The sequence below is a fragment of the Enteractinococcus fodinae genome (genome assembly GCF_031458395.1).
Taxonomy (GTDB): Bacteria; Actinomycetota; Actinomycetes; order Actinomycetales; family Micrococcaceae; genus Yaniella; species Yaniella fodinae.
The window spans coordinates 941,887-955,702 of the sequence record NZ_JAVDYJ010000001.1; the positions used below are offsets into that span (position 1 = coordinate 941,887).

Annotated in this window: 15 protein-coding genes; 6 read left to right on the top strand and 9 right to left on the bottom strand. The window is 58.0% G+C overall.

The features are described from left to right. Positions 1–20: 20 nt before the first annotated feature. Complete coding sequence (locus tag J2S62_RS04510) at positions 21–974, bottom strand: substrate-binding periplasmic protein (protein ID WP_310171886.1); 954 nt, start codon at positions 972–974, stop codon at positions 21–23. A gap of 173 nt (positions 975–1,147) precedes the next feature. Between J2S62_RS04510 and J2S62_RS04515 the strand changes: the two genes are divergently transcribed. Both J2S62_RS04515 and J2S62_RS04520 read left to right on the top strand, forming a co-directional pair. Then, positions 1,148–1,492, top strand: a complete 345-nt coding sequence (locus J2S62_RS04515) for a DivIVA domain-containing protein (protein ID WP_310171888.1) — start codon at positions 1,148–1,150, stop codon at positions 1,490–1,492. Positions 1,493–1,540: 48 nt separating this feature from the next. Further along, positions 1,541–1,714 (top strand): DUF3117 domain-containing protein, encoded by a 174-nt coding sequence (locus J2S62_RS04520; protein ID WP_310171890.1) that lies wholly within the window; start codon positions 1,541–1,543, stop codon positions 1,712–1,714. A gap of 4 nt (positions 1,715–1,718) precedes the next feature. On the opposite strand, the gene J2S62_RS04525 is transcribed toward J2S62_RS04520, so the two are convergent. Beyond that, complete coding sequence (locus J2S62_RS04525) at positions 1,719–2,375, bottom strand: O-methyltransferase (protein WP_310171893.1); 657 nt, start codon at positions 2,373–2,375, stop codon at positions 1,719–1,721. Between the two features lie 195 nt (positions 2,376–2,570). On the opposite strand from J2S62_RS04525, the gene J2S62_RS04530 reads away from it, so the two are divergent. Continuing rightward, positions 2,571–3,602 carry an anti-sigma factor family protein gene (locus J2S62_RS04530; protein ID WP_310171895.1) on the top strand — a complete coding sequence of 344 codons (1,032 nt, stop codon included), beginning with the start codon at positions 2,571–2,573 and terminating at the stop codon, positions 3,600–3,602. 51 nt (positions 3,603–3,653) lie between these two features. Then, entirely contained in the window at positions 3,654–4,298 is a 645-nt protein-coding gene (locus J2S62_RS04535; RefSeq protein ID WP_310171898.1) for a Sec-independent protein translocase family protein, read from the top strand. On the opposite strand, the gene J2S62_RS04540 is transcribed toward J2S62_RS04535, so the two are convergent. Next, entirely contained in the window at positions 4,291–5,457 is a 1,167-nt protein-coding gene (locus tag J2S62_RS04540) for an Mrp/NBP35 family ATP-binding protein (protein ID WP_310171900.1), read from the bottom strand. The genes J2S62_RS04535 and J2S62_RS04540 overlap by 8 nt on opposite strands. An 81-nt stretch (positions 5,458–5,538) precedes the next feature. Here J2S62_RS04540 and J2S62_RS04545 point away from each other — a divergent pair, with 81 nt between their 5' ends. Then, positions 5,539–6,210 carry a general stress protein gene (locus tag J2S62_RS04545; protein ID WP_310171902.1) on the top strand — a complete coding sequence of 224 codons (672 nt, stop codon included), beginning with the start codon at positions 5,539–5,541 and terminating at the stop codon, positions 6,208–6,210. Here J2S62_RS04545 and J2S62_RS04550 read toward each other — a convergent pair. After that, a complete protein-coding gene (locus tag J2S62_RS04550) occupies positions 6,207–7,763 on the bottom strand; it encodes an aminopeptidase P family protein (protein ID WP_310171904.1) in 1,557 nt (518 codons plus the stop codon). The two genes, J2S62_RS04545 and J2S62_RS04550, sit on opposite strands and share 4 nt — an antisense overlap. A gap of 141 nt (positions 7,764–7,904) precedes the next feature. On the opposite strand from J2S62_RS04550, the gene J2S62_RS04555 reads away from it, so the two are divergent. Continuing rightward, complete coding sequence (locus tag J2S62_RS04555; RefSeq protein ID WP_310171906.1) at positions 7,905–8,762, top strand: PHP domain-containing protein; 858 nt, start codon at positions 7,905–7,907, stop codon at positions 8,760–8,762. Here J2S62_RS04555 and J2S62_RS04560 read toward each other — a convergent pair. From J2S62_RS04560 to J2S62_RS04580, 5 genes are all read right to left on the bottom strand, one after another. Then, positions 8,759–9,625, bottom strand: a complete 867-nt coding sequence (locus tag J2S62_RS04560; RefSeq protein ID WP_310171909.1) for a DNA-methyltransferase — start codon at positions 9,623–9,625, stop codon at positions 8,759–8,761. The two genes, J2S62_RS04555 and J2S62_RS04560, sit on opposite strands and share 4 nt — an antisense overlap. A gap of 7 nt (positions 9,626–9,632) precedes the next feature. Continuing rightward, on the bottom strand, positions 9,633–11,159 hold the full coding sequence (locus tag J2S62_RS04565) for a DEAD/DEAH box helicase (RefSeq protein WP_310171911.1): 1,527 nt from the start codon (positions 11,157–11,159) through the stop codon (positions 9,633–9,635). A gap of 177 nt (positions 11,160–11,336) precedes the next feature. Continuing rightward, positions 11,337–11,561 (bottom strand): DUF3107 domain-containing protein, encoded by a 225-nt coding sequence (locus J2S62_RS04570; RefSeq protein ID WP_310171913.1) that lies wholly within the window; start codon positions 11,559–11,561, stop codon positions 11,337–11,339. Between the two features lie 95 nt (positions 11,562–11,656). Continuing rightward, positions 11,657–12,349: a TetR/AcrR family transcriptional regulator gene (locus J2S62_RS04575; RefSeq protein ID WP_310171915.1), complete on the bottom strand. Its 693-nt coding sequence runs from the start codon at positions 12,347–12,349 to the stop codon at positions 11,657–11,659. 31 nt (positions 12,350–12,380) lie between these two features. Then, positions 12,381–13,742 carry a glutamyl-tRNA reductase gene (locus tag J2S62_RS04580; RefSeq protein ID WP_310171918.1) on the bottom strand — a complete coding sequence of 454 codons (1,362 nt, stop codon included), beginning with the start codon at positions 13,740–13,742 and terminating at the stop codon, positions 12,381–12,383. Between the last annotated feature and the right edge of the window lie 74 nt (positions 13,743–13,816).

Genomic DNA, 13,816 nt, shown 5'->3' on the forward strand with positions numbered 1-13,816 from the left:
CACGTGTGGGGCGTTTGGGGTTAATCTTCCGCGACGCAGTTTTCGATGGTTAGCTCTGCGGGGTCCACTGGCTCGACCTGGAATCCCTCAACTTGATCCCACGCCCCGAAGAGACCCTCAAGCACACCATCGGCAGCAACAGCCTCCAACGCCTGACCGGCATCCGCACAATAGTCAGCGCTTGCGCCAATCCAATACTGGCGACTCTCGAATAGCGCAGCACCGAATCCTTCCGCCGCTTCCTCGCCAGCTGCTTCGGACCCCAGCTCAGCCAGGGATAGTAGTTCATAGCGAGCCGCGTATACAGGATCCGTGAGCAGTCCGGCCAGCTGCACATCATCGGCCAGTATGGCATCGTAGCGTCCAGAGCGCATCCCGACCTCGCATTCAGTAACCGAAGGTTCCGTAACGGCTTTCTCGGCTTCAACTGTCGCAGCTAGCGAGCCAGCCACCACACATACCGAGGCATCGGCCAGCTCATCGAAGGAGTCCACAATAGTCGGCTGCAAAACCTCCAGGGGTGCCGCATCAGGTTCCTGGGCTTCCTGGTGAATCAGCACACCGGCTTCCACGGTGAGATATGGTCCCACCCGGGCGACGTCATCGGAGACAAGAGCCTCGCTGAACTGGCCAATAGCAAGATCTAGTTCTCCGGCGGCGAGCTCTTCGGCGACCGTATCGACACCGGTGGGCACCCACGTACGATCCGCTCCAGGCGGGAGGGTCTGCATGCGCTCGGTCACGGCAGCCGCAAGATCGACTTCAGCACCGCTGACCTCAGTGGGATTGACCCCAGAGACGAGACCGGGCGAGGACATCGCCACACCGATGTTGAAGACCTCTTGAGGCTCTGCTGGCGTCTCATCAAGGATGGTCTCGTCATCGCCACTGCACCCGGTGAGCGCCAGGACAGCCGACAGGGCGATCGTTGCGCGCCCGCGAGTTTGCAAATGATATGGGTGAGGAATGGCCACGTTCAGACATTATCTCACTTCTGACTTTGCAGCATCTCAGCATCGCCACACGGAAGGGGCAGTGGCCAACGTGGTGGCCTCTGACGTGGTCGAAGCCCGCACTGGCTCGCCGAGTGGTAACACGTTGTGGCTTCCGACAAGCACAGTTGGCTAATTCGTGAGATAATGGATACATGGGCGATGCGATATTGATGATAGAAATTCTGGTGTTGGGCGTGCTCGTCATCGGATTTTTAGCACTCATTATCATCCGTGGCGACCAGCGGTTGGTCAAGCCGCTGGCTGAGCCACTTCCCACATTGCCACCGGTGCTCTTACCGGATGCAGACGAGATATCCGCCCACGATATTCAAGACATTCGTTTTGCAGTTGGCTTGCGAGGATACCGCACCGATCAAGTCGATCAAGTGTTGGACCGACTCACGACAGCTTTGTCAGAACGCGATCAAGAAATTGCGGCACTACGCTCAGCTGTTGAGGATGCTCGACACCAGGCCAACGAATCAGCACCCAAGTAATGTCAACCGCACGCGTCGCGGTTACGGCGCGTATTGAAAGGAATAAGAATGGCTGCAATGAAGCCTCGTACTGGAGACGGCCCAATGGAGGTCGTTCGTGAACAACGCAAACTCGTAATGCGCATCCCCACCGATGGTGGCGGACGCCTGGTAGTCGAACTCAATGACGAAGAGGCCCAAGAACTCAAAGACGCCCTAGACGGCGTCATCAAAGTGGCCTAACCCCTTAGACACGCGTTGCCAGCAACAGACCCGTGCCGGTTGGTAACAACGTCGAGGTTTTCCAGACCGTCGTATCATCGCGCAGTTTATTGCCCACATCGCGCAACATGACGGTCGCTGCCTCGCGGACCGCCGGACGGGGGACCCGGTCCTGATCGAGGGCATCATGAATGATGACCATGCCACCGGAGCGGAGCACACGAGCCGCTTCGGTGACGTGGTATTCCAGCAGCAAGGGATCCGCATCAATAAAGACCAGATCGTAGGCGCTGGCTGAGAGCTTTGGCAACACGGTACGGCCTCGACCCGCGATCAACCGAGTCGTGGAACTGGGGTACCCAGCCGCTCCGAAAACTTCACGCGCTGCCCGCTGGGCTTCGGCATCGGGATCCAGGGACGTTAAGACCGCGCCGGTGGGAGCGCCACGCATCAGGGCCAGACCGGATACCCCGGCACCTGTGCCCAGTTCGACCATGGTTTGCGGCCGCGACGCGGCAGCCAAGAAGGTTAAGACAGAGGCGGTACCCTCGGACACCGGGGTGATCCCGAGTTCGGCCGATCGGTCACGAGCCATCAGTAAGACGTCATCTTCAATCGGACGTGCTTCAGCAAAAGCCCAGCTAGCGTATTTGCCGGTCTGTTGCGGGCTCAGCGCCTTCATAGTCTATGTACTCCCGTAAAAAGTTGCCATGCGCACGGTAGATGCTCACTTTATTGTAAAGGTAGCCGCACACGTTATCTCGTTCATGCCAAACGACCACGACAGTTTCAGAATATTCTCAGTTTCATTTGTCACAATGAGTGCAGTCTTGACTGGACATACGTTGCCCCGAGAAATGGAAGCGAGGATTCGTTGATGAGCAGAAGTTCTTCCGGCTTCGCTTTTCATCCACGCTCCAGGTTCGACGCGTTTCTCGAGGGGCAACTCTCGGCCTCCGCCGATCAGCGTATGCGTGCGCATCTGGCCGAATGCCCCCAGTGCGCTCGAGAAGTCGAACAACGGTCTTCGGCGTTATTCGTCACGCAGAAACTCGATAAAATTTCTCGCGGCGAACCAGTTAATTATCCAGCCCCAGCAACACATACCGTTATGGAATCTGATGGTGTAGCTGGATGGAAGGTTCTTGCCGGTGCCGGCGTGGTCGGGCTAGTCCTCGTCGGGTTGGTTGTTAGCCTATGGATTTTAGGCGGGGAAGATCGCTCCTATGAATCAGCGCATTCGTCGTCCCCTGCGCTCATTCCGCAGGAAGTCGAAGTGGTCCAAGCAGACCCACAAGATCTCATCCGTCCGACCCCCAGCGATGACTCGACCAAAATCCCCAACGATTTCGGTGCCTCGAGAGCACAACTGTCCTATAGCAGTGCTCCATTAGGTATTAATGGCACACCAGTGCGGCTCACCTCGGTCAGTGACCTCCGAGCAGCCGGGTGGACCATCCCGCAATTCCAAGCCCTGGGTATGGCGTTTGAGTCCGCGGTCGTCGATGAAGAAGACGGCCAAGTGTATGTCATGTCCGTGTTTAATAGTTCCTCCACGAATGCCGAAGACCAGACAGTAGTACGCGAGTGTCGGGTCGAACATGAAGACGGCTCCGTGACCGCATGCAACCAATTAGATTTCACGAAATCTGAAGCAACTGAAGTTTCCCTACCGGTCGCAGAAAATGTCTGGCTCTACACCTACCCCGACGGTTCGTGGACAGCGTACATGGCCACAAGCAAGTCCCAGTACCGAGTGGATTCGACTTCCGATGCCGATTACGCCGGAGGCATCATGTCCACGCTGTACGTCGAAGAGAAGTCCCGGCTGAGCTCGGGAAGCCAAGATTACAGTGAAGACGTCAGCCACCGCTTCGAACGCGGTTTAGAGCGTCTCATGGGCCGGTAAGTAGCGCAGAAATCTGCGGATTCCACGCTTTCGGGTAAGCTGTAGACCAGTATGAACATCTTCGGTATTAATGGTGGCGAGCTCATTGTCCTGGTCGTGCTCGCCTTGTTATTGCTGGGACCCGAAAAGATTCCAGAATACTTACGGACCCTGCGGGAATGGATTCACAAAGCCCGTAAGCTCGCCGAAGGCGCCAAAGAGCAGTTCAAGGAAGAAACCGGCACAGACTTTGATGAAGTCGACTGGCAAAAATACGATCCGCGGCAGTACGACCCCCGCCGGGTGATCCGCGAAGCCCTCGCTGAACCTATTGAAGATCTCGAAGCTTCACTCAAAGACGCCAAAAACACGGTCCAAGATGCGGCCGACACAGTCGTTGATAAGCCCAAGCGTCCCGAATTGACGCAGGCCGAAATCATCGCAGCCGCAGTGCCGATTGACCAGCTCGACCAGCAGGCCAATCTCGACCAACAAGTCCACTTCCCAGATCCCAGCCGGCCAGAACTCAGCAACGGCTCATCACCGGCGCCGCAGCAACCGATCAACGCACACGCTGTCACGCCGCCAGCCGAATCACACCCAGCTGCCACCGCCCCGCAGCCAGAGATCGCACCGACAGAAGGCCCCCTGCAACAGGATGCCATCGTCCCTGAGTCCGAACCATTGACCACGCCCTTTGACGCGGAAGCTACTTAGGGGACACCGGCAGCTTCCGGCCCGATAGGCCGCGCGGCGTCGTGGCCAACTGGGCGACAATAGACTGCAGGGCCTGACCCGCTGCAGCTTCGGGGGAGGAAAGCACCGATGGGGTGCCGACTTCGCTATCGGCCCGTAACACCGGGTCCAGCGGAATTGAACCAAGTAACGGTACATGCTGGTCCAATACGGCGGTGAGTCGATCACTCACCGCTTGCCCACCGCCTGAGCCAAATACTTCCAAAAATGTTCCGTCGGGCAGCTGCAAGGGCCCCATATTTTCGATCACCCCGGCCACCGGCTGGCTTGTCTGTGTTGACAGTTGGCCTGCACGTGCCGCGACCTGGGCTGCCGTGTGCTCCGGTGTGGTGATTACTAATAGCTCCGCTGTGGGCAACAACTGGGCAGTCGAGATCGCGATATCACCGGTGCCCGGGGGCAGATCGATGAGTAGCACATCTAGATCCCCCCAGTAGACGTCTGTGATGAACTGTTCTAACGCCCGGTGCAACATTGGTCCTCGCCAGGCCACCGGCTGGTCGGTATCTAAAAACATCCCGATGGACATGACTTTCACACCAAAAGCGATCGGTGGCATGATCAGGTCTTCGACCTTGGTCGGTTTATCCGTCACGCCGAGCAGCCCTGGGATAGAGAACCCATGGATATCGGCATCGATAAGTCCAACGGCCAGACCACGTGCTGCCAGGCCCACGGCGAGATTCGCGGTAATCGTGGACTTGCCGACCCCACCTTTGCCGGAGGCCACCGCATAGACCTTGGTCAATGAGTCCGCCCCAAACGGGTTCTTTGGTCGAGCAGCGGTGAGGTTTTCTTGCAGTGCGACGCGTTGTTGAGGGGTCATCGTCGACAATCGCACCGATACTTTCCCCTCTGTGACGTTCTGCAGCGCTGCACCAACATCGGCCTGAATCGTATCGCGCATAGGGCACCCATCGATGGTCAACCGGATGGTCACGGTGATGTCGTCGCCGGAAAATTCCACGGCAGCGACCATGCCTAACGTGGTGACCGGTTGCCGAATTTCTGGATCGATCACGGTGTCCAGGGCACGCCATGCTTCAATCTCGCGGGGTGTGCTCGGTGCGACATCCGGGGCTAATACCCCACCGGGGTGCAGGTCTGTTGAGTCTGTCATGGGATGATGCTTCTCCTTGCTCACAGCGCAATGTGGGCGGGGTGGTGGAAAGTCTGCCCTACAGGGTAGAAAATGGACACTATGAGTATGTTTGGTCCTGGAGCACACATTGGGTCGCCACTGCCGCAGGGGCAGCTGGTCGGCAACTACCGTTCGTATGAAGCCGCCACCGCTGCGGTTGATCGGGCCGTAGAAGCCGGCGTGGATCCACGGTTTCTTTCTATCGTAGGGCGTGATCTACGTTCGGTCTATCGACTACGTCACCGGCCAAGCTACGCTGCGGTCGCGGGTCGTGGTGCACTCCAAGGCGCATTTTTTGGCCTGTTCATCGGGCTGTTAATGTCGATGATGACCGCTGGGCAAGACATGCTGTTGACCTTGGGGTCGACGATGTTGCTCGGTGCGATCATCTGGGTGATCTTCGGGGTGATCGGGGAAGTGATGCGTCGCCGCCAGATGAAATACGCCATGATCCCATCAATGACGGCTGTCAGTTTCGACCTAGTGGTCGACAACGCTGTGGCAGGACAAGTCACCGCGGCACTAGGGCCCCAGCCGGGAGCCCAGCAACCATCGAACACGCCGGCAGCACCGAGTCCAGAGCCCGAAGCCAGCGAACCGTCATCGACCCCGTCTGAGCCCACCGGCGGCATTCAGGATCTTCCCGATGGACGTCCGCAGTACGGGGTCCGGGTGGACCCGAAACCTGATGCCCCACAGCAAGACTCAGACGAGTCCGATACATCTCGCTAACTTTCGTTCTGCCACAGACGGTGCATCCACGCTTCGATATCCTCCACGGTGCGTGGCAGGTGAGCTGAGAGAGACTCAGCCCCGTCAGCGGTGACCAGGATGTCATCTTCGATGCGCACCCCAATACCCCGATATTCTTCGGGCACCGCGAGATCTTCTTGTTTGAAATACAGGCCAGGTTCAATGGTGAAGACCATGCCCTCGCGCAGCGGGGCATCAAGATACATTTCTCGGCGAGCCTGAGCGCAGTCATGGACATCTAGGCCTAAGTGGTGCGAGGTGCCATGGGGCATCCACCGGCGATGGTGCTGTCCCTCGGGGGAGAGGGCTTCGTCTATGGAGACCGGGAGAATTCCCCACGCGTCCAAGTGCTGAGCCAAAACTTCCATCGCCGTGTTGTGAATGTCGCGGAACAGCACGCCGGGTTTGGCTGCAGCCAAGGCAGCATCTGCTGCTGCCAGGACAGCGTTATAGATTTTGGCTTGCACCGGGTTAAATTTCCCGTTGACCGGCAGGGTTCGGGTGATATCTGCGGTGTAGAGGGAATCTGCCTCGACTCCGGCATCCACGAGCAACAGCTCTCCGTCGTTGACGGGTCCCGTATTGCGTATCCAATGCAACACCGTGGCATTATTGCCGGCGGCAGCAATCGTATCGTAGCCCAGGTCGTTGCCCTCGAGGCGTGCCCGGGCGAAGAAAGCACCTTCGATGACGCGTTCACCGCGAGTGTGCTGCGTTGCCTGGGGGATCGCACGCACGATGTCTTCAAATCCGCGAATCGTCGACTCCACCGAGTTTCGCAGTTCGGCGATTTCGTAGTCATCTTTAATTAAGCGCCGCTCGGACAGGAACTCGGCAAGCTCAGCATCGAGAGCATCAGAATGTTCTAAATCGACCCCCGTGTTGATTCGAGAGGTATCGACGAGTGCGTCCATGTTGGGGTCCGTTTCGCGCACTAATCGGATGCGAGTGCCGCCGACCTCGACCACGCCGGCGTCGACCGTGACCGCGTACTCTAATTCGGAGAGGTCCTTGGTCGTGATCTGCGTGCGCTGCTGGAGCTCTTTGAGGGTTGGGAGCGGCCCGACCCAGAATTCACCGGTTTTAGTGTTGGAATAGAACTCTTCAGAATCTCGGCCAGCTAAGGGACGGAAGAACAGGGTGGCTTCGTGATGACTGCCGTGGTCGCCGGTGCCTTCCGCGACCGGCTGCATAACTAATACCGCTTCCGGTTCGTGGTCTACGCCTAGACCGGTCAGGTGCGCAAACGCCGAATGGGGACGGAATCGATAATCGGTATCGTTGGAGCGTACCTTCGGGGCGCCCGCTGGGATCACGAGTCGATCGGTTGGGAACCTACGCGACAGGGCGACTCGGCGCTGCGCAGCGTAGGAAGCCGCTGCATCAGGCTGGAACTCCGTATCTTGGGTTTGGGCCCAGTTCGAAGCCATAAACGCTTTGAACGCATCCGAAGAGGGGCGATGCGAGCGGTTTTCGACACGTTCTTCGAGAGGCTGATCTTGGGTCGGTGCGTGATCTGATGGTTGAGTCATACCTGTAATCTTCCCACGATTGGCAAAACTGTCTATGACCTGTAACGAAATTCGCGGCCAGCTATGGCCAGATGACAGAGGTTTGTCACGGCGCGAGGGGAACCTGCCCCAAACCTGGCGCGGCTAGTAGAATGACCGTCTATGGCCTTCGACATGCACACTCATTCGGACCTCTCGGATGGTACAACCTCGCCCACGGAAGTAGTTGCCGCAGCGGCGCGCGCCGGTCTGGACGGTGTCGCGCTGACCGACCACGACACGACCGCCGGCTGGGACGTGGCAGAAGAAGCCGCAGCTCAACACCAAATAGCACTCGTTCGCGGCATGGAGCTGTCCACGGTCACGCACGACGGGATCGCCGTGCATGTGCTGTCGTATTTACATGACCCCACCAATATTGACCTGCTGGCCGAAATTGCCAGGTCGCGGAATGCACGCTATACGCGGGCCAAACGCATGACAGAATTACTTTCAGCGGATTTTCCCATCACCTGGGATCTGGTGAAAAAACAAACAACCGTGGAATCCACGATCGGGCGGCCCCATATCGCCGATGCGCTGGTCCAGGTCGGCGCCGTGCAAAACCGTTCTGCTGCTTTCGACTCGATCCTGCGCGGTGGGTCAAAGTACTATGTGCCGCACTATGCTCCTGATCCGGTGCTGGGCGTCGAGTTGATCCGGGCAGCCGGTGGGGTGCCCATCTTTGCCCACCCAAAGGCCAAAGTCCGGGGCCGGACCGTTAGCGATCAATTGTTTTATGACATGCTGGATGCTGGGCTTGCGGGGGTAGAGGTCTACCATCGCGATAATTCTGGCAGTGGAAAAGCTTGGCTTTTGGACTTCGCAAAACAACACGACCTGCTGGTGACCGGCTCATCGGATTACCACGGTGACGGAAAGCCGAATCGATTGGGCGAGCACGTCACCTCACGTGAGACCGTTGAAGCGATCGAAGCCGAAGCCACTTCGGGCTACACCGTGTTGTGGAATGGGCGTTAGTCCCTGACGAGTTCCGAGGAGACGACTTCGGCTTTCGGAAGCCGTTGGGCCATGACCTCAATAGCCTGCGGATTTTGATCCACGAGCACGTAGCGTCGGTTCAGCTGTTCAGCTGCGGCTCCAAGGGTGCCTGAACCGGCAAAGAAGTCTAGCACCCAGTCACCTGGGCGTGACGAGGCGGCCACCATTCTGCGGACTAAGCCGACGGGTTTCTGGGTGGGGTAGCCGGTCTTTTCTTTGCCTGTGGGGGAGACGATGGTGTGCCACCATACGTCGGTGGGCATTTTGCCGCGCTCGCGTTTTTCTGGCGTCACCAACCCCGGTGCCATGTAGGGCTCTCGGTCGACTTCGGTCGAGTCAAACCAATACTTTTTAGGATCTTTGACATACACCAAAATGGTGTCGTGTTTTGCTGGCCACCGGCTCCGGGATTTCCCACCGTAGTCGTAAGCCCAGATGATTTCGTTGAGAAAGTGATCACGCCCGAAGATCATGTCCAGCATGACTTTGGCATAGTGCACTTCTCGGTAATCGAGGTGCAAATATAACGTGCCATCTTCGGCCAGGATCCGCCAGGCTTGCTCCAGACGGGGTTCCAGGAAATCCCAGTAGTTGGTGAAGGCATCATCGTAGGAGGCTAAGGCACCGCGCAACGTTTCGTAGGAGTGACCGCCAAACCCCACCCGGTCGCCCTGCCCGTCAGCTACCCGCACCGTGGTGGTAGCAGCTCTGGACTGGGTTCGACCGGTATTGAAAGGGGGATCGATGTAAATCATCGTGACGGACTCATCCGGCACCGAAGCCAGAAAGTCCATGTTGTCGGCGTGGATGACCTTATTCGCACCAGCAAAAAACGCGCTCATAGGTCAGTTAGTTGTCACCGCGAGCATCACGTTGCACGACTTCACCGTTGCGGCGCCGTGTGCGACTGCGGGAACGTCGTGATTTCTGGCTGCGCTCTTGGTTCTCGCTGCGCTGCGTATCGGAGGCGCCACCACTGCGTTGCCGTTGGCGTCCACGGCCTTGGCCGCCTTTGCCGCCGCCACTACTCTTGCCGCCACGACCACCGCGACCGCCACCTTGGCCGCTGCGGCCGCGCTGTTGCTTATCGGGTCCACCCAGTTCTTCTTGGGTCTCAGCATCCAGCCCGGCGCGGGTGCGCTGTGCTTTCGGCAGTTTGCCTTTCACACCTTCTGGGATGTTGAGGTCTTCGTAGAGATGCGGGGAGGCCGAGTACGTTTCGACGGGTTCGACCTGTTCAATTTCTAAGGCCTGGGCAATGAGGCGCCAGCGGGGCACATCCTCCCAGTCCACCAGCGTCACCGCAATGCCTTTATGGCCGGCACGACCGGTACGGCCGATCCGGTGCAGGTAGGTCTTTTCGTCTTCGGGCGCCTGGAAGTTATACACGTGGGTGACTTCTTCGACGTCGATCCCACGGGCGGCCACATCGGTGGCGACCAGGACGTCAATCTTGCCGTTACGGAAAGCACGCAGTGCCTGTTCACGGGCACCCTGGCCCAGGTCACCGTGCAGGGCTCCGGCCGCAAAGCCGCGGCGTTCTAGTTCTTCAGCGACCCGTGCTGCACTGCGTTTGGTGCGAGTGAAGATAATGGTTAGCCCACGATCACGTGCCTGCAGCGAGCGCGCTAACAGCTCGTCTTTATCCATGTGGTGGGCGCGGTAGACCAACTGCCGGATATCCCCTTTGACGAGGGATTCATCTGCTGGATCGGAGGCCGAGATGTGGGTGGGCTGGACCATGTAGCGGCGTGCCATGGTGATCACGGCGCCGGGCATGGTCGCCGAGAACAGCATGGTCTGGCGTTTCTCAGGAATCTGCTGCAGCAGGGTTTCAACATCAGGGAGGAAACCGAGATCTAGCATCTCGTCAGCCTCATCCAGGACCACCGACCGGACCTGGGAAAGATCCAGGTGGTTTTGTTTCATGAGGTCAATCAGACGACCCGGGGTGCCAACAATGACGTCGACGCCTCGTTGGAGGTCGCTGATCTGCGGCTCATAAGCTCGCCCACCGTAGATCGAACCGATCCGCACGGAAAGTTTTTTGGCCGCACCTTCGAGGTCCTTGGAGACCTGAACTGCCAGCTCACGGGTGGGGGCCACGATCAGTGCCTGCGGTGCGCCGGGGATTTCGAGGTCGTTGTAGCCTTCGTCTTTGGGTCCCAGTACGTTATTGAGTACTGGTAGCCCAAAGCCGAGGGTCTTTCCGGTACCGGTCTTGGCTTGTCCGATGATGTCTTGGCCATCAAGTGCGATGGGCAGCGTCATGGATTGAATGGGAAACGGTTTGTCGATGCCTTGCTCTGCAAGTGCTTCAACGATTTCAGTGCGTAAGCCGAAATCAGCAAACGTTTCTTCAGCGGTATTTGTCACGATTGATATAGTCCTTTAGCTCAAATATTGCACGCTTGCGTGCTGGCGGAGCCGATCGTGGATAAGTCAAAAGTAACAGATACGCATACACGTACGACCGGTCATCCGGGGTGTAAAAAAGTAGATCCAAACATGTGGATCGGTACCTCAGTCTACCTGGTAGTGGGTAGTGGGCGGTTAGCCGGCGATGAAACCGACTCGGCGCGAGGTGGTGTCGGTGATTTCGACGTAGCCTAAGACACCGGCTGGCACGACGATGGTGCCGTCTTTGTTATCGGCGATTTCAAGGGGCGTGTTATCTTGGACGGCTGCGCGAACGCGTTCCAGCACTTCGTCTTTGGACAGATCTGTTTCAAACACGATCTCGCGGCTGACATTTTGGATGCCGATGTGAATTTCCACGGTTTGGGTCCTCCTAGGAAAGTTGATGGTGGAGAGTTTTATTCCACCTTTCAGCTTAGATCAGATTTGTCACCGGGGGTTGAGCCGGGTCATCACTACGCTGAAGGATTATTGGACAAATCGAACCCGATGGCTCCGTAAGCAACGAAACGCACGGTGTGCTCGACCGCTTTCTCTAACGGAATGGGTTCGGCGCCTCCTCTACCAGGCACATGTTCTTCGGCCCAGCGGGTGGCCAGAAACATCACCACCGAGGCGATGCCACGAGTAATGAACTTCGAGCTGGCCGGATCCAGAATCGAATTATCCAAGATGTACGGTGATACGGCCTCAACCATCTGACTGACAAACCGTTCTTTGCGAGCCTCAAGTTCTTCGGGCTCATCCATTGAGGAGTCAAGGATCAGGCGGTACAGTCCACGCGGCTCGGCGACAAAGTCAAAGACCCCGCACACCGCTTGATATGCGGTTTCTTCGTCTGCGGTGTTAGAGGCTGGATCGACGGCTTCCATCCGTTCAATCACCCGGTCACGGAGGGTGTCGAACTGAAAGTCGATCAGCGTGAAAAACAGGTCACGCTTATTTTTAAAATGCTGATACAGCACAGGTTTCGATACGGCAGCACGCTGGGCGATTTCGTCCATGGTGGTCTGTGCATAGCCGTGGTCTGCAAAGACATCCATGGCGACGTCGATCAGTTGTGCGCGGCGTTGATCGCGTGGCAGGCGGGCGGGTGACGTGGTGGTCTTCGACATGGTTCGGTTTTCCGTTTCGGATGAGTCGTACACAGAGGTCACCTCGGCGACAGCTACGAACAGATTAAGCGGTGCGTTGTTGTGCTGGAACCTCGTCAAGCGCTGGAGATTCGGGGTGCTGAACACCGTTGTTGTTACGCCGCTGCTTCATGGTTTCAGCGACATCGAGGCCAAAGACCGTTTCAAGCGCGGCTTCGTACTCATCAAGTGTGCCATTGGCGGCGGCTTGACGTGCTCGAATGGTTGGCTCGTGGAGCATCTGACGGACCATGCGACGCATCGCCAGTTGCACTTCTTCAGCTGCAGCAGTGCAACCGTGTCGATCCCGAACGCGGGCCATTTCTTCTTCTAGGACGGCCATGGTGTGGCCGCGCAGCGTAACGATGGCGTCAGATGCGGTCCGTTCGCGCTTTTCGTGGAGGTAGTCATCGACTGCGCGGTCAACCAGCTGTTGCGCCTGGGTTATCGAGGCTTGCTGTTCTGACGGGGCCGCCATCTTGACTGACTCCAGCGTAATCAAATCCACAGCCGGCAGGTCGCCGATCGCCGGATCGAAATCGTGGGTGAGGGCTAGATCCAAGACGGTCAGGCGGTGTGATGCGCCCTCACGTAACCGCTGAAGTTGTTGAGCACTCACGGTGCGTTCCCCACCGGAAACCCCGATGAGCACATCTGCTTCAGCAAATGCGCCTTCGACTTCCGCGCCGCCAAGTGCCATGGCCCAATCGCCACGATCGGCCACGAATTGTTGTGCACGTCCCGACGAAGAATGCACCGCGACATTCTTGGCTCCGCGAGCCTCAAGTTGAGCCAGCGTGGTGCCCGCATAAGCGCCGGTGCCGACTAGCAGGATATTTGCGTCTTCCCAGAACCGTCGTGCACCCACGACCGAGGTGCCGGCGCGCAGTTCGGTGGCTAAGTCCAAGGCGACCGACACGATCGATCGACCAGTGGAACCAAGAGCTGTCTGTGCGCCAATATCCTTGGCTGTCCGGCTAGCGGTTTCGAAAAGTTTTGTCAGTGAGCCCGTCGTGTGGCCGGCTTCACGAGCCTCGGCTAATGCGCGACGGACCTGGCCGGCGATTTCGCGTTCGCCAACCACAGCGGACTTCAATCCGGATCCCACCTCAAAAAGATGGCGCACTGCCGCATCGTTGCGATACAGCCGGAACGCCGAGGAGACCTCGTCATAGGACAACCCGGTGGAATCAGCGATGGTGTATAAAATCTCGTCGGCTGCTTGGTCTATGTCTTTCGAACCGGCATCGGCGTACACTTCGACCCGGTTACAGGTCGAGAGGGTCACCACACCGGAAATTGCATCAGGACAGACCGTCTCGGAGACCTCTGAAGCGCCGCTTGCTAACCGCGCCACCGTTTCGAGGTCCAACCAGGTATGCGCTGCGACTAAAGAAAACATCACCACAATGCCTCCCATCGTACGAAATTTGGTTGTCGTAGCAAAATGGGCGCTGACGTTTCGCTGTTGGGGTGATCGGG